Genomic DNA, 1,217 nt, shown 5'->3' on the forward strand with positions numbered 1-1,217 from the left:
GGGGCGTTTGGGTATTTGTTTAATCAGGCAGCTCATAATTACAGTGACAATATTAACGGGGCAGATGTGATAGGAACTGAGCCAAATTTGATAAAGGATATAGGGGCTTTGATTGATGATCCAGGTAGATATTTTAGTTGTTCTTTAGACTGCGCAAAAGAAATATTTGACCCCGGTGTTGGTGTAAAGTCATCAGTTGCTGCATCAGGTATAAATATGATTCCAACCAGAAGAAAGCCAGGGGGTACGACAAAAAGAACATCTCTTGCTTCAAAACTATCCAGAAGTATATTTGGAAAAAGAAGGTTGCCAAAACCATATCCTGCTCCTACCCAAAGACTTGGGATTAGTGCAAAAACTATTAAAGTTGGTACTTTTGCGGGAAGGTGGATTCCTATTCTTGGTACAGCTTCACTGTTGCCTGATGCGCGATCAATGGATTATTGTGTTGCAAGCTGTATTCGCCCTGGGGAATAATAGTATGAGTAAAAATATAGATGATAAGGTCATTGATTTTATTACTAATTATGTTGGGCTTGATGCAAAAGAAATAAATAAAAGAACAACGGTGAATGATGAATTAGGTGTTGACGGTGATGATGGAATGGATATGTTAGATAGTTTTTCAAATGAATTTGGTGTTGATATGTCTTCAATTAAGGATATATATTTTTGCTCAGAAGGATTGGATTTATCTGTAATTATTTATCCAATATTAAGAGTTTTAGATATATTTGGATTGATTGATATAAAGAGAAGGCATATCAGTCCATTAACCGTTTCTACTATGATTGAGTCTGCAAAAAATAAGGTGTGGACTGACACCAATACGGAATAGAAAGGATGATTGCCATGCAAGTGGCGGTCAATCAAATACTACCCGCAGAGCGGGTAGTATGATGAAAGCCCCCAGAGGGGGCTATTGTCAGAGTCCCGCCAACCTTAACTGCTCTTGGCGCTTCTCTTCCCGTTCCTGATTCTTTATGTACGCCCGTATCATCTGCTCATCTAAGCCAACTGTACTGACACAATAGCCTCGCGCCCAAAAATGTCGACCTGTAAAATTCCTTTTGACCTGCAGATATTCCCTGAATATCCGTATCGCTGATTTACCTTTCAGAAAACCGATGGTGTTTGCCACACTGTATTTGGGGGGAATCATCAACAGCATGTGAATGTGATCACGCATAGCGTAACCCTCTATCAATTCAACACCC

Annotated in this window: 3 protein-coding genes; 2 read left to right on the forward strand and 1 reads right to left on the reverse strand. The window is 39.6% G+C overall.

The genetic code is table 11. From position 1 onward, the window contains the following. A partial coding sequence (locus tag ACOCD2_RS20745) for a hypothetical protein (RefSeq protein ID WP_305801809.1) occupies nucleotides 1-477 on the forward strand: 477 nt, incomplete at its 5' end. A 4-nt stretch (nucleotides 478-481) separates the two neighbouring features. Next, nucleotides 482-838, forward strand: coding sequence for a DUF1493 family protein (locus ACOCD2_RS20750; protein WP_293650315.1), 357 nt, complete (start codon nucleotides 482-484; stop codon nucleotides 836-838). 87 nt (nucleotides 839-925) lie between these two features. Here ACOCD2_RS20750 and tnpA read toward each other — a convergent pair. Further along, nucleotides 926-1,217 (reverse strand): IS200/IS605 family transposase (gene tnpA / locus ACOCD2_RS20755; protein WP_419626026.1); only part of this gene is annotated, 292 nt, incomplete at its 5' end.

It is taken from the genome of Thiolapillus sp., from assembly GCF_048562965.1.
Lineage (GTDB): Bacteria > Pseudomonadota > Gammaproteobacteria > Chromatiales > Chromatiaceae > Thiolapillus > Thiolapillus brandeum_A.

Coding starts and splice junctions, on each gene's coding strand:
- ACOCD2_RS20750 (WP_293650315.1), top strand. CDS start 482: ATGAGTAAAAATATAGATGATAAGGTCATTGATTTTATTACTAATTAT.